The sequence below is a fragment of the Rheinheimera soli genome, from assembly GCF_021290985.1.
Lineage (GTDB): Bacteria > Pseudomonadota > Gammaproteobacteria > Enterobacterales > Alteromonadaceae > Pararheinheimera > Pararheinheimera soli.
In genome coordinates this window covers 246,748-269,430 of record NZ_JAJOYU010000001.1, presented here as the reverse complement: position 1 = coordinate 269,430, position 22,683 = coordinate 246,748, and the positions used below count along the sequence as shown (strand labels likewise).

The 22,683-nt window shown below is 43.4% G+C and carries 22 protein-coding genes; 20 read left to right on the top strand and 2 right to left on the bottom strand.

What is annotated here, in order from left to right:
* The first annotated feature begins 47 nt into the window (after positions 1-47).
* The 20 genes from LSG37_RS01255 (at position 48) to LSG37_RS01160 (ending at position 21,606) form a co-directional block, all read left to right on the top strand.
* Positions 48-875, top strand: a complete 828-nt coding sequence (locus LSG37_RS01255) for a flagellin N-terminal helical domain-containing protein (protein WP_233078046.1) — start codon at positions 48-50, stop codon at positions 873-875.
* Positions 876-1,202: 327 nt separating this feature from the next.
* Complete coding sequence (locus LSG37_RS01250) at positions 1,203-2,036, top strand: flagellin N-terminal helical domain-containing protein (RefSeq protein WP_233078045.1); 834 nt, start codon at positions 1,203-1,205, stop codon at positions 2,034-2,036.
* Positions 2,037-2,113: 77 nt separating this feature from the next.
* Positions 2,114-2,524, top strand: a complete 411-nt coding sequence (locus tag LSG37_RS01245; RefSeq protein ID WP_233078044.1) for a flagellar protein FlaG — start codon at positions 2,114-2,116, stop codon at positions 2,522-2,524.
* Positions 2,525-2,538: 14 nt separating this feature from the next.
* Positions 2,539-3,999 (top strand): flagellar filament capping protein FliD, encoded by a 1,461-nt coding sequence (gene fliD, locus LSG37_RS01240; RefSeq protein ID WP_233078043.1) that lies wholly within the window; start codon positions 2,539-2,541, stop codon positions 3,997-3,999.
* A gap of 12 nt (positions 4,000-4,011) precedes the next feature.
* On the top strand, positions 4,012-4,452 hold the full coding sequence (fliS, locus tag LSG37_RS01235) for a flagellar export chaperone FliS (protein ID WP_233078042.1): 441 nt from the start codon (positions 4,012-4,014) through the stop codon (positions 4,450-4,452).
* On the top strand, positions 4,452-4,751 hold the full coding sequence (locus LSG37_RS01230) for a hypothetical protein (RefSeq protein WP_233078041.1): 300 nt from the start codon (positions 4,452-4,454) through the stop codon (positions 4,749-4,751). The genes fliS and LSG37_RS01230 overlap by 1 nt, the downstream gene beginning before the upstream one ends.
* A 17-nt stretch (positions 4,752-4,768) precedes the next feature.
* Complete coding sequence (locus tag LSG37_RS01225; RefSeq protein WP_233078040.1) at positions 4,769-7,603, top strand: 6-hydroxymethylpterin diphosphokinase MptE-like protein; 2,835 nt, start codon at positions 4,769-4,771, stop codon at positions 7,601-7,603.
* 180 nt (positions 7,604-7,783) lie between these two features.
* Positions 7,784-8,734 (top strand): glycosyltransferase family 2 protein, encoded by a 951-nt coding sequence (locus tag LSG37_RS01220; RefSeq protein WP_233078039.1) that lies wholly within the window; start codon positions 7,784-7,786, stop codon positions 8,732-8,734.
* Entirely contained in the window at positions 8,731-9,906 is a 1,176-nt protein-coding gene (gene glf / locus LSG37_RS01215) for a UDP-galactopyranose mutase (RefSeq protein ID WP_233078038.1), read from the top strand. Before LSG37_RS01220 ends, glf begins: the two co-directional genes overlap by 4 nt.
* A gap of 2 nt (positions 9,907-9,908) precedes the next feature.
* Positions 9,909-12,194, top strand: a complete 2,286-nt coding sequence (locus LSG37_RS01210; RefSeq protein WP_233078037.1) for an HAD-IA family hydrolase — start codon at positions 9,909-9,911, stop codon at positions 12,192-12,194.
* 7 nt (positions 12,195-12,201) lie between these two features.
* A complete protein-coding gene (locus tag LSG37_RS01205) occupies positions 12,202-13,713 on the top strand; it encodes a glycosyltransferase (RefSeq protein ID WP_233078036.1) in 1,512 nt (503 codons plus the stop codon).
* Positions 13,710-15,011 carry a glycosyltransferase family A protein gene (locus LSG37_RS01200; RefSeq protein WP_233078035.1) on the top strand — a complete coding sequence of 434 codons (1,302 nt, stop codon included), beginning with the start codon at positions 13,710-13,712 and terminating at the stop codon, positions 15,009-15,011. The genes LSG37_RS01205 and LSG37_RS01200 overlap by 4 nt, the downstream gene beginning before the upstream one ends.
* On the top strand, positions 15,008-15,778 hold the full coding sequence (rfbF, locus tag LSG37_RS01195) for a glucose-1-phosphate cytidylyltransferase (RefSeq protein ID WP_233078034.1): 771 nt from the start codon (positions 15,008-15,010) through the stop codon (positions 15,776-15,778). The genes LSG37_RS01200 and rfbF overlap by 4 nt, the downstream gene beginning before the upstream one ends.
* A 2-nt stretch (positions 15,779-15,780) precedes the next feature.
* Complete coding sequence (gene rfbG / locus LSG37_RS01190; protein WP_233078033.1) at positions 15,781-16,851, top strand: CDP-glucose 4,6-dehydratase; 1,071 nt, start codon at positions 15,781-15,783, stop codon at positions 16,849-16,851.
* Complete coding sequence (locus LSG37_RS01185) at positions 16,836-17,399, top strand: dTDP-4-dehydrorhamnose 3,5-epimerase family protein (RefSeq protein WP_233078032.1); 564 nt, start codon at positions 16,836-16,838, stop codon at positions 17,397-17,399. Before rfbG ends, LSG37_RS01185 begins: the two co-directional genes overlap by 16 nt.
* Positions 17,396-18,619 (top strand): class I SAM-dependent methyltransferase, encoded by a 1,224-nt coding sequence (locus LSG37_RS01180; RefSeq protein ID WP_233078031.1) that lies wholly within the window; start codon positions 17,396-17,398, stop codon positions 18,617-18,619. Before LSG37_RS01185 ends, LSG37_RS01180 begins: the two co-directional genes overlap by 4 nt.
* The gene (locus LSG37_RS01175; RefSeq protein ID WP_233078030.1) at positions 18,616-19,731 is read left to right on the top strand and encodes a DegT/DnrJ/EryC1/StrS family aminotransferase; all 1,116 of its coding nucleotides are present in this window, start codon (positions 18,616-18,618) and stop codon (positions 19,729-19,731) included. The genes LSG37_RS01180 and LSG37_RS01175 overlap by 4 nt, the downstream gene beginning before the upstream one ends.
* A complete protein-coding gene (locus LSG37_RS01170) occupies positions 19,718-20,383 on the top strand; it encodes an acetyltransferase (protein WP_233078029.1) in 666 nt (221 codons plus the stop codon). Before LSG37_RS01175 ends, LSG37_RS01170 begins: the two co-directional genes overlap by 14 nt.
* Positions 20,384-20,392: 9 nt before the next feature.
* Positions 20,393-21,178 carry a cephalosporin hydroxylase family protein gene (locus tag LSG37_RS01165; protein ID WP_233078028.1) on the top strand — a complete coding sequence of 262 codons (786 nt, stop codon included), beginning with the start codon at positions 20,393-20,395 and terminating at the stop codon, positions 21,176-21,178.
* Between the two features lie 236 nt (positions 21,179-21,414).
* A complete protein-coding gene (locus LSG37_RS01160; RefSeq protein WP_233078027.1) occupies positions 21,415-21,606 on the top strand; it encodes a hypothetical protein in 192 nt (63 codons plus the stop codon).
* On the opposite strand, the gene LSG37_RS21350 is transcribed toward LSG37_RS01160, so the two are convergent.
* Together LSG37_RS21350 and LSG37_RS01155 are read right to left on the bottom strand one after the other, a co-directional pair.
* A complete protein-coding gene (locus LSG37_RS21350; protein WP_366515539.1) occupies positions 21,603-21,794 on the bottom strand; it encodes a TylF/MycF/NovP-related O-methyltransferase in 192 nt (63 codons plus the stop codon). The two genes, LSG37_RS01160 and LSG37_RS21350, sit on opposite strands and share 4 nt — an antisense overlap.
* A gap of 20 nt (positions 21,795-21,814) precedes the next feature.
* Positions 21,815-22,588 (bottom strand): TylF/MycF/NovP-related O-methyltransferase, encoded by a 774-nt coding sequence (locus LSG37_RS01155; protein ID WP_233078026.1) that lies wholly within the window; start codon positions 22,586-22,588, stop codon positions 21,815-21,817.
* Between the last annotated feature and the right edge of the window lie 95 nt (positions 22,589-22,683).

The following is a 22,683-nucleotide window of genomic DNA, read 5'->3' as shown; positions in this document are numbered from 1 at the left end:
AAGGAAAGGCTTTATGGCTACTTATTTACTAACCGGAGGATGACACCATGTCATTATATGTCAATACCAACGTATCAGCTTTGAACGCTCAACGTCAGTTAATTAATTCTGGCGGTTCACTGGATACATCATTTAAACGTTTATCATCAGGTTTTCGTATCAACAGCGCAGCTGATGATGCGGCGGGTTTACAGATCAGTAACCGTTTATCAAGCCAAATCAACGGCTTGAACCAGGCCATAAGCAATGCGAACGACGGCATTTCTCTGGCACAAACGGCCGAAGGCGCGATGGATGAGATTACCAACTCTCTGCAGCGTATCCGGGTACTGGCGGTACAATCGCAAAATGGTATCAATAGTTCGGCAGACCGTGTTGCATTACAAAAAGAAGTATCAGCGCTGAAAACGGAAATCAGCCGTATTGCAACAACAACTCAGTTCGGTGGCATTAAGCTGCTGGATGGTAATTTCTCCGCCAAGTTCCTGGTGGGAGCTAATGCCGGACAAAATATCAGCGTGAATTTATCACGCACTGGTGGGGGTTTTGGAGCCTCTGGTCTGAATATCAACACATTGTCGATATCCAGCGTAGGTGGTGCTTCAGCTGCATTAGCCAGCATCGATAGTGCAATCAAAACTATCGATAGCACAAGAGCGGATCTGGGTGCTTTACAAAACCGGTTCCAATCTACCATTCGTAACCTGAGTAATATTGTGGAGAACGTGTCATCAGCGCGTAGCCGGATCAGAGATACTGATTTTGCAAAAGAAACCGCAGAGTTGACTCGTTCGCAGATCCTGCAACAGGCCAGTACTACTATCCTGTCTCAGGCGAATCAGCGTCCACAGGCAGCCTTGTCACTGTTAGGTTAATTTAAAACCGGCTTTGATGACATGGTGAGAAAAAAACGGACCCTACAAGGGTCCGTTTTTTTTGTGCTTAATTAAAAAATGCGAAAAATGCAGGAATTTTTTATTTATTTGAAAAATAATTTCAGAGATAACTTTATGAAAAGTAAGGGAAACTGAATTTATTTGCCGCTCCGTGGAAAAAAATTGCCTTTTTTTATTAAAGTCCTGAAGTTGCTTGCCGATAGCTAGTTAAGCCAAATTGCAGTTTGGCGAGAATTGCGGGGTTCCGCTTAACAATAAAGGTTGTGCCAGGGTTTGCAGACCCATCGCAACTTTAAGGAGTGACTTATGGCTTTAGCAGTAAACACCAACGTATCCGCGTTGAACGCACAACGTCAGTTGTTATCATCTGGCAATTCATTGGATACATCATTCAAACGTTTATCTTCAGGTTTTCGTATCAACAGCGCTGCTGATGATGCTGCTGGTTTACAAATCAGCAACCGTTTAACCAGCCAGATCAATGGTTTAAACCAGGCTATCAGTAACGCAAACGACGGTATTTCAGTCGCTCAGGTAGCTGAAGGTGCGATGGATGAAATTACAACTTCATTACAACGTATTCGTGTATTAGCGGTACAATCACAGAACGGTATCAACAGTTCTTCTGACCGTGTTGCATTACAAAAAGAAGTTTCAGCTTTAAAAACTGAAATCAGCCGTATTGCTCAAAATACACAGTTTGGTAGCATTGACTTACTGAAAGGTAACTTCTCTGCCAAATTCCTGGTGGGTGCAAACGCTGGCCAAACGATCAGTATAAACCTGTCTTCTAATGCACCAGACGGTGGTTACGGTGCTTCAGGTTTAGGTTTAGCTGCACTGTCAGTTTCAAGTGTTGGTGGTGCATCAGCTGCATTGGCAAGTATTGACAGCGCGATCAAAACTATCGACTCAGCACGGGCAGATTTGGGTGCGCTGCAAAACCGCTTCCAGTCTACTATCCGTAACTTAAGCAACATCGTTGAAAACGTATCTTCTGCCCGCAGCCAGATCCGTGATACAGATTTTGCGAAAGAAACTGCTGAATTAACCCGGGCACAGATATTGCAGCAGGCGAGTACTACTATCCTGTCGCAGGCTAACACCAGGCCTCAAACTGCACTATCTTTATTAGGTTAATACTGGCCTTTTAGGTAAAACGTAAGGGAGGCGACTACTTATTCAAGTTTTCGCCTTGCTTGCCGATACAGAGGTAGATGCAAATGAGTTCAGTAATTACGGGTAATTTTGGTTATCAGCCAACAGCCCCCAAAGCTGCTGCTAGTGATGCAGTTGAGCTGAACAAAATGAAAAGTGCTCCAGAGACTGCCGCTCCTGAGTCCAAGGTAAAGGCTGAGCCTGCGCAAGCAGAGCCAGTTATTACAGCGGATGAATTAGGTGAAGCCGTTGAGAATATTAACCAGTTTGTTAATTCTCAGGGACGTACTTTAAATTTTTCTGTTGATGAAGAATCTGGAAAACCAGTAGTGAAAGTGGTTGATTTTGAAACCAAAGAAGTCATTCGTCAGATCCCGTCTGAAGAAGTACTGACTATGGCCAAAGCAATCAAAAGATTACAGGAAGATCTGGGAGCTTCGACAGGTTTGATGATCGACAAAACGATATAAAGAGAGGATGAATCATGGCTATCCGGTCATTAGGTGCAGCATCAGGGCTAGATCTTGAAAGTTTGGTTTCACAGTTAGTGACAGTGGAGCGAAACAGTAAAGTCAGTCGTCTGGACACTACGAAAAAGGAGCTGGATTCATCGCTTTCTGGTTTTGGTAAATTAAAATCCGCTTTAACAAAATTTAAAGATACGATAACTGCTTTGGGTGACGATAAACTCAGAGCCAGAACGACCAGCATTAAACAACCTACAGATACTAAAACTTATCTGGAAGCTACATCCAGCAGTACAGCTGCGCCAGGTAACTTTGATATTAAAGTCAAAGCGCTGGCTACAGGCAGCCGGATTGAAAGCGCCAATAGCGCCTACACCAGTGCATCTGCAGTGGTCAGTACCACAGCAGGTAAATTAACTTTTAGCGCTGATGGTAAAAATTTTGATGTAAACGTGACCGCTGGTATGACACTGGATCAATTTCGCAAGGCTGTGAACAATGCCGATGGCAATTTTGGTGTCAGTGCCAATATCATTAATGCCGGTGATGGCATAGGCACTAAATTAGTGCTGACATCTTCAATTACCGGTTTGGATAATGGTTTAAAGATTACTAACGACAACGCCGACCTTAACAGCATTTCGACCAGAGCTTTTGGCAACGATACTGATGGTTCGGGTGGATTGGGTGAGGCTATTGCAGCTGCCAACGCCGAAGTGGTGATTGACGGCATCAGCGTATTCAGTAAAAACAATACTTTTACTAATGCGATTCAGGATACTGAGCTGACAGTGCTTGCAGTGACGCCTGACGATAACAATGCCACTTTGTCTATAGAAACAGATAAAAAAGCGGCTGAAACTAAAATTAAAGCCTTTATGGACGCCTACAACGGTTTGTTGACTGAAGTGAACAGCTTAACTAAAAACCGCACCATAGGGGATGATGGTAAAACAGTAGTTGCTGAAGGCGGAGCTTTAAGCAGTGATCCTATGGTTCGCAGTATTATGAGTCAGGTTACCCGAACTTTAGGCAGCGCTTTTTCTTCAGGTGGTGATGAGCTGAACAACTTATATGCCTTGGGTATCACTTTTAATGACCAGGGTAAAATGGAGATATCCAGCACCAGTTTATATGGCGCAGACTCTGGCCGTGAACGTTTTGATAATGCGCTGGAAAATAATTACGATAAGATTGCCGACTTATTTGGTGCTTCAGGGGGTATTACCCAGTCTTTGGACAAAGTGATTTCCCAGTTTACGGACCGTGATGGTTTATTAGTGAACAAAGAAACCTCCTTAAAGGACCAACTGAAAAAAAATACTAAAGATCGTGAGGCCTTTGAACGATATATAGTGAGCTACGAAGAAACCTTGCGTCAGCGTTACGGAGCTTTGGATTCCACTTTGGGTCAATTACAAAGCACATCCAGTTATCTGGTGCAACAGCTGGCAAACCTGCCACGGTATGGTAGTTAACAGGAGCTTGCCATGAGTTACGGTATTAAGGCCTACAAATCGGTAGGCATCAAAGATGATTTAGCTGTCGCAGATCCGCATCGAGTCATTCAGTTACTGATGCAGGGGTCGCTTGAAAATATGGCAAAAGCTAAAGGGGCGATGGAACGGAAAGATTTTGCGGAAAAATCCCGTACTGTATCAAAAGCAATGAGTATTATTTCTGCATTACAGCACTCACTTGATATGGATGTTGGTGGTGATGTTTCACAGAATTTATGGTCTCTGTATGATTTTATGGTCAATCATCTGATGCAAGCTAGTCGTGAAAGTAGTCCTGCTAAAGTAGATGATGTGATTGAGATTATGCTAAAAATCAAGTCAGGCTGGGATGCTATTCCGGTTGATGACAGGCAAAAAGGCTTTCAGTTGCTTGCCGAGCGTCAGAGTCAGAATGCTTTGGCGTCAGCTTGATGAGCGATTCCGTGACAGAGCTGCAAACCAAACGCCAGCAAATACTCGATTTGCTGGCGCAGGAAGAATACCCCACAGAAGAATTTTCACTCTATTGGCAAGAGTTCGATCAGCTACTTCGAAAACTCTGCGAAACGTTACCACAAACATCTGATCTACAAAGTATATTGGCAGATAACTTGCAGTGGGTTAGTCTTATCACTGAACGAGTCACTTCCGAACGAAGTACGGTAGCTGTCAGGATGTTGCAATTACGCAAAGGTAAAAAGGCACATCAAAGCTACGGAGACAACAATTAAGCAGGTGCCAGACCTTTATGCTGAAATATATCAATTACCAAATCCTCGATAATGCTGACCAGCAAGCAGCTCTGGAAAAGAAAGTCTCTGCCACCATAGCCCATAATATCCGCCAAAACATTGACGCTTTCAGGCTACATATTCCAAGTTTAGTCAATCTCATCAACGACCATGAAATACAGCAATACTCTTTGTTTTGTACCAAAGATGCTGAACTTAATATTGTTGATTTTGCCACCGGCCGAGTGTTCTATCAGAGTCTTGCCCAGCAAGAAGTCATGGCCGAAGTGCAGGACTACTATAGTCATGCAGCCTATTTCAATTTAAAAGAGCCACAAGATGACCGCTGCTGGCGGCATCAGGCGTTGCCGCAGCAGGTGGATGCGCTATTGGTCTTTGGGTTGGGGCTTGGGTATCACCTGAATGAACTGCTGATGAACTGCAGGATACGATATCTGGTGGTCTATGAGCCTAATGTAGATATTCTGCTGTGTTCTGTGCAGGCCAATAACTGGCTGCAATTGCTGGAAACAGCTCAAAGTATGGGAACCCGCATTTTCCTGCAAATGGGCTCTGATGCGACTGCCGTTCCGGCTGAGTTAGCTGAGTTACTGGAGTTTGATCAGAACATTAATCAGGTGTTTATTTACCGCCACCAGTTTCATCCGATGATGGACGAGGTGATTCAGTATCTATTGCAGCATTCAGGTAATAAAAGTGCATTAACCCAGGCTACGCGTCAATTTACGGGATACAAAGACTACGGCGACTATGTATCAGAGCGTGCCGGTAATTTGCTCGGTGATTATCAGCCTGTTAGTTATAACAATGAGCAAGCACAGGCTTTGTATAATGCCAATATGGCGGCTTTAGAAAAGTTTTACCCCAAAGTGCATAAGGCGATGCTCGAGCATAAAACCAGAGCCTGGCAATTGGTTCAAGACAATAATGGCTTACCCAATCTTTACCATCAAAAACGTAATGCTTTGTTTCATCAAGATTTGCCAGACGAATCTGAGCAATTAGTAAACTACTTTATTGAGCATCCTTTTAAAGACGATGTGGTGCTCAGTCAGGGAACCAGCCATAAATTCAGGAATTATCTGCATTTCTCAAAAATAGCCGAGCTGCAGCCGCTTATTGCAAAAATACTCACCCAACAGGGTAAATTTCCTGAGCAGGTCGAAACTCTGATTGTTTTTGGCGTGGGCTTAGGCAAACACATTGAACTCTTGACTCAGCAGCGTCAAATTAAAAATCTGTTTGTCTGTGAACCTAATCTGGACTTTTTTGCTGCCAGTCTTTGGGTGTCGGATTGGGCTGGTATTATCCAGAAAGCAGATGATAACGGTGGGCGCATCTACCTGAATCTGGGGGGCGACGGTAGTCACTATTTTTATGATTTGATGTCGCAGTTTTATCAGGTTGGTGCTTATGCGATAGCTGACACTTATATGTTGAGCAGCTATTACAATGTAGGCATGCAAAAAGCGATAGCAGATTTACGTGCCGAACTGAAAGTAGTACTGGCTATGGGTGAATACTATGACCATGCCCGCTACGGTATCGCACACACCTACCACAGTCTTTCGTCAGGTCAACGCTTCCTGAAGCAAGCAAACAATGAATATAGTCATCACAAGGCGCTGAATTTGCCTGTGTTTATTGTCGGTAATGGCCCAAGTCTGGATGATTGTTTTGATTACCTTAAAGAATATCGTGACCAGGTTATTATTATCAGCTGTGGGACAACTTTGAAGTCTCTGTACAAAAACGGTATTCGCCCCGATTTTCATGCTGAAATTGAGCAGAACAGAGCAACCTACGATTGGATCACTCAGATCAACGATATGGACTATCTTAGTCAGATCAATTTGCTGAGTGTTAATGGTATTCATCCTGATACCAGTGCCTTGTTTAAAGCAACCTATCTGTGTTTCAAGGATGGTGAAGCCTCTAGTTATATTTTCAATAATGGCCTGAAAAAACATGGTTACCAGATCGCGTCTCTGGCCTATGCCTATCCTACAGTCACTAATTTGGTGGTGAACTTTGGTATTAAACTGGGCTGGAAATGCTTTTATCTGTTCGGTGTTGATCTTGGTTTTGTTGACATTAACCGTCACCATTCACAACATTCAGCCTACTTTAAAGTTGACGGCTCTGCGGTCTATAACTATCAGGCTCAGCATGGCGGTGGCATTCCTGTTGCAGGTAATTTCAGGCCGCAACTGTATACCAAGCCTGAATTTGATGTATCGCGTAAATTAATAGAACAAGCCATTGCTAAAGCTGGCAGAGTAATTGAGATTTATAACTGTAGTGACGGTGTAAAAATCAAAGGTGCTACTGCACTACGACCTGACAATATTTTGTTAGAACAAATTTCCGCTCATGATAAAGATGATCAGTTGAAGCTGTTGCTTGAAGAAGCATTTTATCCCGCTTTACCTGATTTAGCGGACAAAATTTATGGGCAACTGTCTCCTGAGTTGTACAAAGCATCTATGGAACAATGGCTGGATTTATTTGCTGAAGATGCCACCGATATAACGTCTGCACGCGCTCTGATCAGTGAACAATGGAACTTTATGCGTTCAAGAGCTGTTACAGACAAAGACATTACATTTTGCCTGTTTCATGGCAGTGCTAACTTTATCGCTGCAGTTTTAACCAAAACGGCAGCCAGTATCAGTGCTGAAAACGAAGACGCATTGGAAACATTTAATCAGATTTTGGCACTATGGCGGCAATATTTACAGCAAGGGATGGAGTTGTATTTATCGGAGCCTTTAGCTTTGGATAGGGTTGATGTCAGTGATTTGTTTACTCCACCTAAGCTAGCAAATTGAAATTAAACATAATGAAATAAATAGTTTAATTAGTGCTGCACGGGATTTGATCATGCGTGCAAGATACTGCGGCATCTTTGTTTATGCCGGCGCAAGGAAAGTAATAGCAAGACAAAACTGGCGCATAGACGAACCTGTACAGAATTAGTCGCCGGCTTTCTTCAGACTTAGGAATACTTTATGAAATTATCTGTGATCGTTCCGGCATATAAACTGGCACCTTACATCCATGAATGTTTATTGAGTCTTCTTGCTCAGCAGACAACTTTTGATTTTGAAGTCGTGGTTTGTGACGATGCTTCACCAGATAATACCTACGATATAATCAGTTATCTGCAATCAGCCTTCAGTAACCTGATTGTACTGCGCAATGACGTAAATCTAGGATTAATAGGCACTATGCGCCGACTGCTAGAAACAGCTAAGGGGCAGTATATTGCGTATGTGGATGGCGATGATATCGCCTTACCAGGAAAGTTACAGCAGCAGGTCGATTATCTGGAACAACACCCAGGTTGCAGCATGGTTTATCATGAGTCAGATATGTTCGATAGTGCAACAGGTGAGCGTTTGAAGTGGTACTCCAGAGATTACTACAACTATCACTATATTCCTCAGCAAGCTGATATTACTCATTTGATCCGTTATACAGTTTTCCTACAGGCCAGCAGCGTGATGTTCCGGCGCCATGCTTCTTTGACACAAGCGTTACAGCATGACTGCAAGATTATTTGTGATTTCCCATGGCATATTATGAATGTTGGTTTATTAGGGGGGACTATAGATAGACTGGACGCAGTGTTGGGGCGTTACCGCATTCATAGCAACAGTTTTGGTGCACAGACACAACAGAATCATCAACGTCGATTAAAGGTTACTGAAGAGTTGGCTTCAGCCTGTCGTTTAGGTCAACAATTTGGTGTAGCTGCCGATATTATCGAATATGGTGTGAACCATGTATATTTTTCAGCAGCTCTGTATTTTCTGCGATTAAACGAAACAGAATTGTTCAGGCAAATGATAGAGCAATCTGCGACCAGTGAGCTTTATTTTGACCACCGTCATCAATTGGTGTTTGAACACCGGGATCAGCCTGATTTAGTAAAACAGCAATTAGGTTGGGTTGTATGAGTTACCAGGCAATTGTTATTGGTGCTGGTATCTCAGGAGCGGTAATGGCTGAACAAATGGCCAGTAAGCTCGGTTGGAAAGTATTAGTGTTAGAGCAACGTGAGCATCTCGGCGGAAATTGTTATGACCATTTGGATGAAGATGGCGTAATGATCCACAAATATGGGCCTCATTTGTTTCATACAGATAAACAGCGGGTTTGGGACTATTTGTCGCAGTTTACCGAATGGCGGACTTATGAACATCGAGTGCTTAGCCAGATTGATGGCCAACTACTTCCTATTCCTTTTAATCTGACCAGTATCCGTAAAAGTTTTGCTGCCCCTGTGGCTGAAGGCATGATTCAAGCGCTCAAACAACGTTTTGGCGAAGGTGCCAGAGTACCTATTTTACAGCTCAGACAAGAGCAAGAACCCTTGTTGTTACAGTTGGCTGAGTTTATTTATCAGCGTGCTTTTGTCAATTACACCAGCAAACAATGGGGTGTCGGGCCTGAAGCTATTTCCCCTGATGTAACGGCCAGAGTGCCTGTTGTGGTTAGTGAAGACGATCGTTATTTTACTGACCCCTGGCAGGCAGTGCCTTTACATGGTTATAGCGCCATGATTAGCAAAATGCTCTCGCACCCGGGTATAGATTTACAACTGTCATCTCCTATGCATACAAGAGTTCAATTGGACTGGAGCACCCGACAAATATTACTTGATGAGCAGCCATTTGAAGGTCCACTGATATATTGTGGGATGATTGATCAGCTGTTGCCTGATAGCTCAGTTTTATTACCTTACCGCTCTTTACGTTTCGAACACAAACATCTGAAGCAGGAATGGTTCCAGCCTGTAACCACAGTCAATTATCCGAACGAACATGCTTATACCCGCATTACAGAATTTAAGCACCTTACGGGGCAGCATCACACAGGAACCAGCATCACCTATGAGTATCCTTGTGACTATAAACCAGAGCAGGGGCTGGAACCTTATTATCCGATTTTTACCGAGTTTGCTCAGCAGCAATATCAACAATGTGTGGAGCAGTTACATCAGTTCCCACAAATTCTCGCGCTTGGCAGGTTAGCTGAATATCGTTATTTTGATATGGATGACGCGGTGGATAATGCACTTGAACGATTCCTCTATTTGCAAGAGTCAGTTTTGAGGAAGGATTTTTAGTCATGACTTTGCCTCATCTGCCTTGGCCTGAGGGCCTGAAAGACGATATTAAGTTGGTAAGCTTTGATGTCTTTGATACTTTAGTTTTTCGCAAGTCTGGAACCCCTGACGATTTTTTCCTGCATCTTGCTGATGAAGCTGCTCAGCTGGGGTTTTGGCAACAAGACGATAATCAGGGTTTTGTTAAGCTTCGTCGAAAAGCTGAAGATAGTGCTCGCCGTGCCCGTTTTGCGGAAAGTGGTCATAGAGAAGTTACACTGGCGGAAATATATAGCAATTGGCCCTCTATTGCGGGAGCAAAACTCTGTGTGCTGGAAGCAGAATTAGAGTTGGCTGGCTGGACCATAAATCCTGTTGCGATTTGCTGGCTTGAAGAGGCTTTTACTGAAGGTAAAAAAGTTGCTCTTGTATCTGATATGTATCTTGATTCGGACCTTATCGTATCGTTTATCAAAACACAGCTTCCATCACTCGTGCTGGATTTAGTTTTGGTCTCTGGTGAGTCTGGCTGTAGCAAACAAGATGGAGGGTTGTTTGCTACATTGATAAATAAGTCTGGTGTCAGAGCTGCAGACATACTTCACATTGGAGATAATGCAATAACAGATGGCCAGATGGCGCAAGCTGCAGGCATTCATCATCTGGTTGTGACACCTCCAGAATACTTTCTCTTGTTGACAAACTATGAGCATCGTTTAGGTAGCATTCCTTATGGAGTCGATGCACTTAGACGACGCTGGCTCTGGCATTATCCCGATGAAAGTTTTGCAGCCAATGTGAGTGCTTTAGTTTACGGGCCATTCTTGTTTCATCTTGTTCATTGGTTGCAAATCCGTTGTAAGGCGTTGGGTATTGATACTCTATTTTGTCTTCTTCGGGAGGGGGAAGTTATCTCTTCGCTTTTGGCATCAATGAATTGCCCTGGGTTTGACGTTAAAACTGTTTATATTTCGCGTCGCTCAAGCTTGTTACCTGCGCTCCTTGAGGTCACTCCTGAGGTATTGCATCAACTAAGTCAACGAAGAGGTTACACTCTTTTTGAATGCATTGAAGATGTTGGGCTTGAATTACCAGATAACTGGCAATCGATGGCGGCGACTTGCCTTTCAGATCTGGTCGGGACTCAGTTGTGGGATGAGCTCTTGACTACAGTGGCAGATAAAAAAGATGTAATTAGAGAGTATTTGCAATCGCAGCGTCAGCTATTAATCAGCTATCTTATTGATTTAGGTTTAGAAAATAGATCTGGAGTCGCATTGTGGGATTGGGGTTGTGGTGCCAGTATGTTTACTAATTTGGCTCGATTAATGCCACTCGAACAGCCTCGGTTCTTCATGACTTACGCCAGTGCTAAATCAGAGGCTTTCTCTTTGCAGCATCATTTAGAAGTCTTTATGCCTATAGATGAACGCGCAATCGCTTTGAGCAAAGCTCCCGAACTCTCAGAGATTTTGCTGAATGGTTCTCTGTGCTCAACCCGTGCTTACCATGCAGACGGAGGCGTAATCTATCCTGAGTTAGTACCAAATCATACAATGACAACGTCTCACGCCACTTTGCTCAATGATTTTCGACGTGGTGTACATTCGTTTGTAGCCTTGGCCATGAAGAGCGGTATTGTTCCACTCATTGATTTTTCATCTCGAAAAGCTGTCGCCTCTATACTCTATCGGCTTGTCCGTTATCCACTATCTTCAGAGGCTATTTGCTTGGGGCAACTTCAAGTACCTTTATCTTCAGGTATAACAAGGAAACTGATTGGTGAAGATGTTGTGAAGGCATTTAAGCAACATTACTCAAGGGCTGATGAAGCCTTTGCAGATGTCAACTTAGGGCGATTAGCTTCTTCTCTTCGTGGTTTTTGGAATGAAGGAGCTATAGCTCAGGCATTCCCAGGGAGCACAGGACTCTTGGGCGAGCTTGGCATGAGTGCAGGTGACGACATTGTTGCTCCGTTATTATTAGCAAATCTGCAGCATAGTAATATCATACACACAGCAGTTTATGGTGCAGGGGAGTTAGGGGCACAAGTCTTGCAGTTATTAAGAGAGCAGGGAATCACTGTGAGTGTAGTTATTGACCGTCGGGCTGCAGCAGGTAGTTTTGAACTGGACGGTTTGCCCGTTGTTACACTTGCCGAAGCTTTCAGTCGTGGAGAGAGAGTGTTTGCGGTCGCATCTAAAGTATTTGCAAATGAGATTATCTCTGAAATCCAGCATAAATATTCTATGTATGAACCCGTCGTTATTTCTTATTTAGGTTTGTCACCTATGAAGATAGAGGCTTAGGCACTATATGATGTTGGACGCTGGTTGTAGAGTTGCGATCGTAGGCTTAGGCGGAGTATTTCGTTGTCTTGAAGCTACTCTATTTAGAGATTATAAAGTTGTTGCTTTGTGTGACAACGATCCCAGTAAGCAAGGAAGTATATACAACAGCTTACAAATAAATAGTTGTGAGCAAATGCAGCTTGATGGCTGGGATTTTATTTTGATCACGAGTATGTTTTCTAAGGAGATAGCTAATATTTTTCTTTCTCGGGGAGTACCTCAGAGCAAGATCGTATTGTTTAATCAGATTTATCCGGCCTTAGGACTCGAACGATTTGACACAACAAGCTTCAAAGCAAAGATAGAGCAGAAATGGGCAGCTATTGATTCACCTGTTAAGAGAGCTAGGTTGCTGTTTGTTATAAATTCTATGGTTTGTGGCGGAGTTGAGCAAGCGCTGTTATCTCTGTTAAGTGTTCTGGATGAAAATCGCTACGAAGTCGTTCTTGTTGTGCTGTTTCCTCATGGTGAACTTCTCTCACGTATACCTTCTTGGGTAAAGGTTTTGGGACTTTTTGATCAAGAGAGCGAACGAATAGAGGCTATGTTGTATCTTTCCTCAGAGCCATCACCTAGGCTCTACGATACGTTAATCCGCAGACGCTTCGACTTAGAGATTTCTTTTATAGAGGGGTTGTCCGTTCGGATCTTGGCAGGACATCCGAAAAAAGGTGCAGTTGCTTGGATCCACACGGATTTTGAATCAGATCATTGGACTCACCCATATTTTGATTCAACAGAGGAGCGAGTTTGTTTTAACAGCTTTCGGCAGATAGTTTTTGTTTCAAAAAATGTGCGGGAATCTTTTTCAAGATTTTTTGATATGCCAGCTGCGAGTATGAACCCGGTGATATATAACATAGTCGACAGTCAGCACATAAAGACTTTAGCTGAAAAACCTATACCGCTGGATGTAAGTTTAATAACAGTCCCTATTATTTTGCTCGTTGGGCGTCTTCATCCGATAAAAGGATTTGAACGAATGCTGGCCATTCATGCTCGTTTGTTGGCTCGCGGGCTTGAGCATAAGTTGTGGATTGTTGGGGATGGGGTATTGTCTGAGAAGTTAAAGACAGAAATTAAGAGACTAAAAATTGAAGATTCAACCTTGATGCTGGGATTCCAAGATAATCCATATGCATGGATGAATAGAGCAGATATCTGTGTTTCTGCCTCTTACGCTGAATCATTTGGACTAACTATGATTGAGGCATGTTTTTTGGGGAAAGCAGTGGTAGCGACTCAGACCGCAGGTAGCGCCGAAGTATTGCTAGATCGCAGACATGGATTGGTTGAAAACTCAGATGAAGCGTTGTTTCAAGCTATTGCTGATTTATTAACCTATCCTAGGTTAATAGAGTGTAGGGCGTCCGTTGCTGAGGACGTTACCAGCCGCTTTTCTTCAGAACAACTCATATCAGAATTAAACGAGTTCATCGACAATAGCCTTATAAGATTTTCAGGAGAAGCTAGATGAGCTCGAAACCTTTGTTCAGTATTGTTTTACCCACGAGGGACAGGCCTGATTTGGTCCGTCGTGTACTTGAATCCTTAGTTGCACAAACTTTTACCGATTTTGAAGTCATAGTGTCAGATAACGCACTGAATAATCCGTGCTTACATGAAGTTAGTCGATTTCTAGTTGATAAAAGATTTAATTATAAAAGGACATTAAAGCCGATGGATATGTGCAGCCATTGGGATTTTGCTCTGGAAGGTGCGACGGGAGAGTATGTAACAATATTCAGTGAGAAGTTCATGCTGCGGCCTGATGCTTTGGAGCTAATGTCACAGGAGATTATTAGCTCCCAGCCAGATGTGTTGACCTGGCAATACGAAATATTCGATGTTAGTTTTATTGACGGTTTAAATTTATATGGTGATTATCATCCATTAATCAAGCCCGGTAATCCTATAAACTACGATCCTGTTAGTGAGCTGAAACGAAGAGTCTGTTTCGATTTTCCTTTATTTTGCCGTTACAATAAACAAAAAGACAGCTACGGAAAAATATATTCTGGTGCAATTCATCGAAATGTTCTGGCGAGGATTAAGAATAACTACGGAAGGATTTTTCATCCACTAAGCCCTGATTTTACCTCTATGATTGCTATTCTTAATGAAAGCAAAGTATGTGTTGATATGAATCAGAGTCTTATGTTAGTTGTTAATATGGCTGGTACATCGAACGGAGAAGCAACAAAGCGCTCAGTAGTAGCGACGCGACAATTCATAGAGAGCTTTGGGTTAGATATTGAAAAATTTAGATTGCAATTACCTATTCCTGGTTTTTGGATTGGACATCAGGTAATTGTTTCTGCTGATTATGAGCTCATTCGTAGCCTAACTTGTTATGGCCCGCTCAAAAATATAAAGCTAGATAAAGGTTCATTGGCATTTTGGGCTCAATTCGATCTTGAGCATATTAAAGAGTGGGAAGATGAAACAAATGACGAATTCCAAATCTTATTAAGACCGTTTTTGAGGTCTTTAAGCAGAGTGCGTTTAGAGGAGTTAGGGCACAATCTTAAAGTTAGCGTGAGTCCTTCAAAAAATGAGATATATCACTCGGGACTAAAAAAAGTAAATTATTTTAGTCCCGGTACAACTGCCGAGAGCCTCGCTGACATTCACTGGAGGGAGGGCTTTGCACCTCCAAGGAAGCCTGTTAGCATTAACTCAATGGAGCTTTTTCAGGCTTTAGAATATCTCTACTTTTATAATGTTCATTCATCCACATTGCTCGAATTAGGCAAAAACGGAGGCCAGAGATGAAAGCAGTAATACTGGCTGGGGGCTTAGGAACTAGAATCAGCGAAGAGTCGCATTTACGACCCAAACCCATGATTGAAATTGGTGGTAAGCCTATTTTATGGCACATCATGAAAATCTATTCTGCACATGGTATCAACGATTTTGTGATTTGTTTAGGTTATAAGGGATACATTATCAAAGAGTATTTCGCGAACTACTTCTTGCATATGTCCGATGTCACTTTTGATATGGCAGCAAATACCATGGAAGTGCATGAGAAACACGTAGAGCCTTGGCGCGTAACACTCGTAGATACTGGTGAGAGCAGTATGACTGGAGGTCGTTTGAGGCGGGTTAAGGATTATGTTGGCAATGAATCTTTTTGCTTCACATACGGGGATGGTGTCTCTGATCTTAACATCCGCCAAACCATAGAGGCACATAGAGCCTCGGGTAAAATTGCAACAGTGACAGCTATTCAGCCCCCCGGACGCTACGGAGCTTTAGATATCAAAGGCTCTGCAGTGCAAAGCTTTCAGGAGAAACCCGCCGGAGATGGAGCCTGGATCAATGGCGGATTTTTTGTACTGGAGCCGCAGGTGTTTGACTATTTGTACTCCGATCAGGATAGTTTTGAAGGTGAACCTTTGTTAAAGCTGGTTCGCGAAGGTCAGCTGAATGCACATCAACACAAAGGGTTTTGGCAGGCTATGGATACCCTGAGGGATAAGAATCAGCTTGAGGCATTATGGGCGAGTGGTCAGGCGCCTTGGAAACAATGGGAATAACAATGTTTTCTGATCAGTTTCGCGGGAAAAAGGTCTTACTAACCGGACATTCAGGCTTTAAAGGCAGCTGGCTGGCATTATGGCTGAAACAACTAGGTGCAGAGGTCTATGGTCTTTCGTTGCAGGTAGAGACGACGCCTTCGCATATAGAATTGCTGGCGCTTTGTCATAAAGAGCGGATGCTAGATATCAGAGATCAGGTTGCAGTGCATCAGGCTATTACTGATATTCAACCGGATTTAGTGTTACATTTAGCTGCTCAGGCTTTGGTTCGTAAATCCTATCTGCAGCCCTTAGAAACCTGGCAAACCAATCTTGACGGCACCTTAAATTTACTGGAATCCTGCCGATATAGCAGCTCAGTCAAAGCTATTGTGGTGGTCACCACAGATAAAGTGTATTTAAACAAAGAACAAAGTGATGGATATTCTGAGCAAGATGCGTTGGGTGGCTATGATCCATACAGCGCCTCTAAAGCGGCTTGCGAAATTTTAGTACAAAGTTACCGTCAGAGTTATTTTTCACAGCAAGGCGTTTTGGTGGCGACAGCAAGGGCAGGTAATGTGATAGGCGGTGGTGATTGGTCTGAAGACCGATTGATACCAGATATTATCCGGGCATCCGTCTCAGGTACACCCCTTACTATTCGTTATCCGGATGCCGTGCGTCCCTGGCAGCATGTGTTGGATTCGTTGTCCGGTTATCTTTGTCTGGCTGCTAAGTTATTAACGGGTGACTCCCTGTGTGCTAAAGCATGGAATTTTGGTCCGGCATCCGATGCTATTTTTAGCGTGCGCCAGGTTTTACAGACGATGCAGCAGTACTGGCCGGAGCTTAGTTGGTTGCAAGGTACTGACGTTCCTTTAAAAGAGACTAACCTCTTAATGATCAACAGTACTTTGGCGCAAGAAGATTTAGACTGGGCTCCTGTATGGGATTTTCAGCAGACAGCTCTGCAAACCGCACTTTGGTATCAAAATTACTATCAGACGGGAAGTGTATTATCACAGTATCAGTTAGAGCATTATCAGCAATGTGCCCGCGAAAAGGGGCTGCCATGGGCGCTAAGTTAAGCGTTTGCTCTACTCAACTGCCCGGCGTGATGCTGATAAAGTCGGAGCGTTATTCGGATGAACGTGGTTATTTCAGCCGTTGGTTTTGCCAGAACGAGCTGGAACCCTTGATGAAGGGGCAAAGAATTCAACAAATAAATCACTCTGTGAATTTGAGTCGTGGCACTGTACGCGGTATGCATTTTTTGTATCCACCGCTACGTGAGTTTAAGTTAGTTCGCTGCATTCGTGGCGCTGTATGTGATGCAGTGTTGGATTTACGCAAAGGGTCTGCCACATTTTTACAACATCAGCTGTTTGAACTTGATGAACATCACGATCAGATGATTCTGATCCCAGCCGGTTGTGGCCATGGTTTTCAGGCTCTGCAGGACAATAGTCAGCTACTTTATCTGCACAGTGCAGAGTATCAGAATGGTTATGATGGGGGGTGTCGGGCTGATGACCCCAGAGTTAATATCAGCTGGCCTTTAGCTGTAAGCCGTATATCCAGTCGTGATCTTGAATTCGATTTACTGACCGATAAGTTTGAGGGATTAATTTTATGAAGTGCCGGCATTGTCAGCAGAACTTAACCATACCACTGGTTGACCTTGGTTCTATGCCTCCCTCGAATGCTTATCTGAATTCAGTACAGCAATTTGCTGATGAAGTTTCCTATCCTTTGAAGGTGTGGGTCTGTCAGCATTGCTGGTTAGTGCAAACGGAGGATTTTACCAGAGCTGACGAGCTGTTTACGGAAGATTATGCCTACTTCTCTTCTACTTCAACCAGTTGGCTTGAACATGCTAAATCTTATACGCAAGAGGTGATACAGCACAGGCAACTCAACTCTGACAGCTTCGTCGTTGAAATCGCTTCAAATGACGGCTATTTACTGCGCAACTTTGTTTCCGCTGGTATTCCTTGTTTGGGAGTGGAGCCTACGCTAGCTACAGCGCAAGCTGCCCGCGCTTTGGGTATCGACGTTGTATCCGACTTTTTTGGTGTCAGCCTGGCGCAGCAATTAAAACAACATTACCGAGCTGCAGATCTAATTATTGCGAACAATGTGTTGGCCCATGTACCTGATATTAATGATTTTGTCGCAGGGATTTCAAATTTGCTTGCTGCAGAAGGGGTCTGTAGTTTTGAGTTTCCTCACCTGCTGAATCTGCTGCAATACCATCAGTTTGATACCATTTATCACGAGCATTATTCCTACTTGTCATTGCACAGTGTGTTATCGATAACACAGCAGGCCGGTTTGAGAATCTGGAAAGTCGAGACGTTAGCCACTCATGGGGGGAGCCTGAGGGTCTGGGTTTGTGCAAATAATAGTGGCATAACCTCACACCAAAGTGTGCAAGACATGTTGCACTACGAGGCTGAATTTGGTTTAACTGATGCTCTTGTCTATCAGCACTTTCAATCTAAGGTTGATCAGATAGCGCAAAGTCTGAAGCTGTTTTTACAACAAGCGAAAAAACAGAATAAACAGGTGGTCGCTTATGGTGCCGCAGCCAAAGGCAACACTTTGTTAAATTACAGCGGAGTTCAGATTGACGATTTGCCAGTGGTGTTAGACGCAGCTAAATCGAAGCAAGGTAAGTACCTTCCGGGCAGCCATATTCCGATTCTGTCTCCAGAGCAATTAATAAACTATAAACCCGATTATTTACTCATATTGCCATGGAACATCCGTGATGAAATACAGAAGCAATTGGCTGGACAATTGCCTGAATATTGTCAGTTTGTCACTCTTATTCCCGAGTTATTGATCGTATGAAGAACAAAATTGTATATACCAAACCCTCCATCAGTAAGCTGGAAATTGCTTATGTGACAGACGCAGTCACTCACGGCTGGGGGGACAAATGTTATGACTATATCCATAAACTCGAGCGCAATTTCTCAGAATATCTGGGAGTAAAACATTCTATCGCGACCTCAAGCTGCACTGGTGCTCTGCATATGGGCCTGGCGGGTTTGGGTATAGGTCCGGGCGATGAAGTGATTCTGGCTGATACTAACTGGATTGCCAGTGTTGCGCCTGTCATTCATCTTGGTGCAACGCCCGTATTGGTTGATATAGACCCTACTAGTTGGTGCATCAGTGTGCAGCAGGCAGAACGTGCAATTACGGCAAAAACTAAAGCTATCATCGCTGTGCATTTATACGGTAATTTGTGTGATATGGATGGACTGAAACAGCTGGCAGAAAAACATAAGCTCGCTTTAATTGAAGATGCTGCTGAAGCCTTGGGATCCGAATACAAAGGCTATAAGGCGGGCAGTATGGCCACCTTTTCTACCTTCTCTTTTCATGGCACCAAAACCATGACCACAGGAGAGGGCGGTATTTTTTCCACCAATGATAAAGCTTTGTATCAAAAAGTTCTGACTTTAAGTAATCATGGCCGTAAAGCAGAACAGACTAAACAATTTTGGCCGGATGAGTTGGGTTTTAAATACAAAATGTCCAATATTCAGGCTGCACTGGGTTGTGCTCAATTGGAGCGAATTGAGTATCTGGTCGAGCGAAAGCGCCATATTTATGCCTATTACCGTCAGGCTTTTGCTTATGATACGAATATTTGTATCAATCCTGAACCAAAATACTGTTTGAACTCAGCCTGGATGCCCACTCTGGTCTTCTCTAAAAAAAGTGGCATCACCCGACAGCACTTATCAGAAGCTTTTGCAAAAGAGCAGATTGACGCTCGGGTATTTTTTTGGCCTTTAAGTAGTCTGCCTATGTTCATAGCTCAACCTGAACACGTGCACAGTTATGATATTTGCCAACGTGCCATTAATTTACCCAGTTATGTCGATATGACTGAGGATGACATGGACAGGGTTATTGCTGTGGTCAGAGGTTTACTTGATGCAAACACCTGACATAACCAAGCCTTTGTTGATATGGGGAGCTCGTGGTCATGCCCGGGTGTTGAAAGACTGTCTGGATTTGTATAACCAGACAGTCGTTGCCCTTGTTGACAGGGATCCTGACTGTCGCAGTCCTTTTCTGGCGGTTCCTCTGATGCACTCCCTTGTTCAGCTGGATCTGTGGTTAAGCCAACATCAAAGCTCACCGAAACCAGATTTTCTTATTGCCATTGGAGGGCAACGGGGCGCTGACAGGTTATATATAGCGTCGCAACTAGAACAATTGGGTTTAACGGCTCACACTTTAATTCACCCTACAGCCGTTATTGCTGCTGACGTCAGTATTGCGAGTGGCAGCCAGATACTGGCATTAAGTCATATAGCTGTGGGGGCCAGTATTGGCCGTCAGACTATTATTAATCACAGGGTGAATGTTGATCACGAGTGTCGTATTGGTGATGGTGTCCATCTGGCTCCCGGAGTCACGCTCGCCGGAGAAGTTGTTATTGCAAATAATGCGACTGTGTTTACGGGCGCCTGTATCGCACCCAGAGTTCAGATTGGGGAAGGTGCTTTGATTGGTGCTGGATCTGTGGTGTTGAATAATGTTCCGGCTTACAGCCTTGCTTATGGTAATCCGGCCAAAGTCATACGAAAATTATAAGAGGGTTTTATGCATAGTTCTAATCCGGTAAAAGAGTTTCAACAACGTAATCAAGAATTTATTGAGAAATCCAGTCAAGACGAAGAACTGCAACAGTTAGCACAGCAGTGGTTTTTACGAGCTAATTCGTACGAATACTCTTACCACTTTACAGCCTGTGGACGACCTATTATCCAGTATCCTCAGGATATGGTGGCGTTTGCCGAATTAGTCTGGCAAATAAAGCCAGATCTTATTATTGAAACTGGAATAGCACACGGGGGGTCGCTGATTTTAAGCGCGTCACAACTCGCTCTTCTTGATTATGTCGATGCGGTGAACAATGGCACTGTATTAGACCCCAAGGCTAAAGGTCGCAAAGTCATTGGCATTGACATCGATATTCGAGCCCACAACCGAGCTGCAATAGAAGCGCATCCTCTGGCGCATAAAATTGAAATGTTTCAGGGCTCGAGTATCGACCCTCAACTGATTGATGCAGTAAAAAAAGCGGCTAAAGGCTACAACAAAATTTTGGTTTGCCTTGATTCAAATCATACTCATGAGCACGTACTTGCTGAACTTGCAGCCTACGCGCCTTTGGTCAGCACCGGTAGCTATTGCATAGTGTATGACACTGTGATTGAAGATATGCCTGCAGAGATGTTCAATAACAGGCCATGGAAACCCGGTAACAGTCCCAAAACCGCAGTTTGGAGTTATTTGAAACAGCATCCTGAATTTGAGGTTGATTTATCTATAGATAAAAAATTACAAGTCACAGTAGCTCCTCATGGTTTTTTACGTAGGCTCTAGAGTCAATTGAGTTTTTTCAAGCTAATTTAACCTGATGTGATGGTCTCCTCCCACCTCGGCATCGATGTACCATGATTGAATTGCAAGCAATCAAAAATTGGAGAAGACCGCATCCCAGTAAGCTCATATCAGGCCTGTTGCAAGCAAAACAGTGGAACAACAGTAAGCGTAATAACAACCATACCGCAAGGTGTGATTGTTATTACGCTTAAGATGAACGCAGGTTAATGCCAAGCATGCATCAGGTTGTTATCATTATTTCCCAAAGCGGTGCTGCCAACGACCCGTTTACGAAGTCTGAGTCGGTAAAGTTTTCCGTGTTGTTGGTTTTTTATGGCTGCCAGAGCTCGTTGTATTCATCTGAAGTGCAATCCTTTTTTAAAGTAAAGTTATCAGCCTATTTTTTACTGACGGAAGCTGAGTTTTAACCGACCTTAGTAATCACAATTGTGCCACCTTGATCCGGTACCGGTACTTTTGCCAGTTTGCCATGCTTTGCTTCATAGTCGGCGACAGCCTGTTTTACTCCTCGAAAGTCAGCATGATTATAATCATGTAACATCAAATAGCCGCCGGCTGTCAGTCGGGGGTAAAAGTACTCAATTGCATTTAACATTGGCGTGTATAAATCTACGTCTATCGACACCAGTGCAAGTTGTCTTCTAAGCCGTCGAGGGATTCAGGGAAGAAGCCTACCTTTGGGATGCAACGTTCAGGATGTGGCATTCGTTGCATAACCAGTTCAACACTAGTATCGACAAAATTATTATTACGAGTAAAAAATTCAGGGGCGGAATAGCCGTTTTGAATATCGGTTTCCCTTTCTGTGGGATCAAAACCGGCAAAAGTATCGAACAGGTATAAAGTTCTGTTGGCAAACAGCGTGTTGATAACTCTGGCAAAGTTACCTCTGAATACTCCTACTTCAGCCAGGTTGCCGCTGATATTTTGCTGCTGGATTTGTTCTGTCAGTAGCTCAAGTAATTTGAACCGAACATAATCATATTCAGAGCTATATATGGCCTCTTGGTTAGCCGCATCCTGATACGACATTGCCAGAGAATAGTAGGCTGCAAGCGGTAGCTCTGGATTTTCATATTGCCCAAAGTAGAGTTGAGATTCTTTGCTCATCACTTCCAGTAAGGATTTGTGATAAATAAACTTAATTTTTTGTAAAGGAATGGATAAATCTCGTAACACATAAAATGTAGCTGCGTACTCGTTTGCTAAGACGACATAGTCATATTCGCTCTTCACTAATTCTGTTGGAGCAATTACCGGCAAATTGCAAAAGGGGTCGCTATTAACTCTTGCATTTGAGTCAACAAAACCTAGGACCTCATATTGATGGTTGTTGTTGTAATATTTGCGAGCACCACTGCCGGTGCCGTAGATATATATTTTGTCCATCGTTGCTCCTTTTGGATTTTGAAGCCTTTTTCAGGCTTTATTGGCACTGTAAATAAGCCATATCGTGTTGACAAAGATTAAGGTCCGCGTTGAAA

Coding starts and splice junctions, on each gene's coding strand:
- LSG37_RS01165 (WP_233078028.1), top strand. CDS start 20,393: ATGCATAGTTCTAATCCGGTAAAAGAGTTTCAACAACGTAATCAAGAA.
- fliS (WP_233078042.1), top strand. CDS start 4,012: ATGAGTTACGGTATTAAGGCCTACAAATCGGTAGGCATCAAAGATGAT.
- LSG37_RS21350 (WP_366515539.1), bottom strand. CDS start 21,794: ATGTTAAATGCAATTGAGTACTTTTACCCCCGACTGACAGCCGGCGGC.
- LSG37_RS01220 (WP_233078039.1), top strand. CDS start 7,784: ATGAAATTATCTGTGATCGTTCCGGCATATAAACTGGCACCTTACATC.
- LSG37_RS01155 (WP_233078026.1), bottom strand. CDS start 22,588: ATGGACAAAATATATATCTACGGCACCGGCAGTGGTGCTCGCAAATAT.
- LSG37_RS01230 (WP_233078041.1), top strand. CDS start 4,452: ATGAGCGATTCCGTGACAGAGCTGCAAACCAAACGCCAGCAAATACTC.
- fliD (WP_233078043.1), top strand. CDS start 2,539: ATGGCTATCCGGTCATTAGGTGCAGCATCAGGGCTAGATCTTGAAAGT.
- LSG37_RS01185 (WP_233078032.1), top strand. CDS start 16,836: ATGGGCGCTAAGTTAAGCGTTTGCTCTACTCAACTGCCCGGCGTGATG.
- LSG37_RS01250 (WP_233078045.1), top strand. CDS start 1,203: ATGGCTTTAGCAGTAAACACCAACGTATCCGCGTTGAACGCACAACGT.
- LSG37_RS01255 (WP_233078046.1), top strand. CDS start 48: ATGTCATTATATGTCAATACCAACGTATCAGCTTTGAACGCTCAACGT.
- LSG37_RS01160 (WP_233078027.1), top strand. CDS start 21,415: ATGCATCAGGTTGTTATCATTATTTCCCAAAGCGGTGCTGCCAACGAC.
- LSG37_RS01225 (WP_233078040.1), top strand. CDS start 4,769: ATGCTGAAATATATCAATTACCAAATCCTCGATAATGCTGACCAGCAA.
- LSG37_RS01200 (WP_233078035.1), top strand. CDS start 13,710: ATGAGCTCGAAACCTTTGTTCAGTATTGTTTTACCCACGAGGGACAGG.
- LSG37_RS01170 (WP_233078029.1), top strand. CDS start 19,718: ATGCAAACACCTGACATAACCAAGCCTTTGTTGATATGGGGAGCTCGT.
- LSG37_RS01175 (WP_233078030.1), top strand. CDS start 18,616: ATGAAGAACAAAATTGTATATACCAAACCCTCCATCAGTAAGCTGGAA.
- LSG37_RS01210 (WP_233078037.1), top strand. CDS start 9,909: ATGACTTTGCCTCATCTGCCTTGGCCTGAGGGCCTGAAAGACGATATT.
- glf (WP_233078038.1), top strand. CDS start 8,731: ATGAGTTACCAGGCAATTGTTATTGGTGCTGGTATCTCAGGAGCGGTA.
- LSG37_RS01205 (WP_233078036.1), top strand. CDS start 12,202: ATGATGTTGGACGCTGGTTGTAGAGTTGCGATCGTAGGCTTAGGCGGA.
- rfbF (WP_233078034.1), top strand. CDS start 15,008: ATGAAAGCAGTAATACTGGCTGGGGGCTTAGGAACTAGAATCAGCGAA.
- rfbG (WP_233078033.1), top strand. CDS start 15,781: ATGTTTTCTGATCAGTTTCGCGGGAAAAAGGTCTTACTAACCGGACAT.
- LSG37_RS01180 (WP_233078031.1), top strand. CDS start 17,396: ATGAAGTGCCGGCATTGTCAGCAGAACTTAACCATACCACTGGTTGAC.
- LSG37_RS01245 (WP_233078044.1), top strand. CDS start 2,114: ATGCAAATGAGTTCAGTAATTACGGGTAATTTTGGTTATCAGCCAACA.